This window comes from Clostridium sp. ZBS15 (genome assembly GCF_023845705.1).
Lineage (GTDB): Bacteria > Bacillota > Clostridia > Clostridiales > Clostridiaceae > Clostridium > Clostridium aquiflavi.
Window position 1 is genome coordinate 1 of the sequence record NZ_JAMQHY010000229.1, and the last position, 216, is coordinate 216.

Sequence of the window (216 nt, forward strand, 5' to 3'; positions counted from 1 at the left end):
ATCGTTCTGGCGAATTAACTCTTCACACAGATAAATGATTCCTTGCGCTAAAGGACGAAAGGTTTGTACAAAAAATGATTTTGCACTGCTATAAGTTTGTCCTTGTAGAACAGTATCAATTGCAAAGGCATCAATTGACTGAATGACTTGTTCCATACCTTGAATAGTAGCGTTACATACAGCATTCATACTTTGAGTTTGGCCTTGTACTTCTCC

1 pseudogene is annotated in these 216 nt (G+C 37.5%); it reads right to left on the bottom strand.

From position 1 onward, the window contains the following. A pseudogene (locus NG904_RS17140) lies at nt 1-216 on the bottom strand (cytosolic protein); the annotation flags it as partial.